2 pseudogenes are annotated in these 575 nt (G+C 58.4%); both read right to left on the bottom strand.

The window, feature by feature from the left end:
* Nucleotides 1-139, bottom strand: a pseudogene (locus IHE49_RS18710) (OmpA family protein); the annotation flags it as partial.
* A 346-nt stretch (nucleotides 140-485) separates the two neighbouring features.
* Nucleotides 486-575: pseudogene (locus IHE49_RS18570) on the bottom strand (cell envelope biogenesis protein OmpA); the annotation flags it as partial.

Raw genomic sequence — 575 nt, 5'->3', positions numbered from 1 at the left:
GGTCATCGAAGCCATTCGGCCACGCCGGAGCCGCGGTGCTGTCGCTGCTGCCCGTGGTTGCTGCGTTGTCCTGCGCATGAACGGCACCTACGCCGCCCAACGCCAGCGCAACCATGAAATAAAGGCCCTTGTGCTTCATCAGGTCTCTCCTCGTCAATTGATCTTCGCGTCCGCTACACGCCAAACGGGGGAATGCGTGGCGCTGATTAGAACCTTCTACAGCTTGTAATGCGCCATTGCCTGGCGCTCGTACTCTGCAAGCGGGAGCGAGTGTAGCAAAATCGTTAAACCTACCGCATCGGGTGGCAACAACTTTTGCACTACTCGGTACACTAACGTTCAGGGTCGACGAATAATACCCCTGTGTCCGTTCGCGTGCACACACATATATATAGAGACATGGCCGGCTCCCGGTTACCTGCCCTGCCGCCCACGAAAAAGCCCGGCATGCGCCGGGCTTTTTCGTGACACTGCAACAAGTCCGATTACTGCTGGACCTGCAATTCCACACGACGGTTCTGCGCACGGCCCGCATCGGTGGCGTTGTCGCCGATCGGGTTGTCTTCGCCGTGACC

The organism is Rhodanobacter sp. 7MK24, from assembly GCF_014842995.1.
Lineage (GTDB): Bacteria > Pseudomonadota > Gammaproteobacteria > Xanthomonadales > Rhodanobacteraceae > Rhodanobacter_A.
The sequence above is the reverse complement of the archived record's forward strand: the minus strand, read 5'-3'. Positions and strand labels throughout refer to the sequence as shown.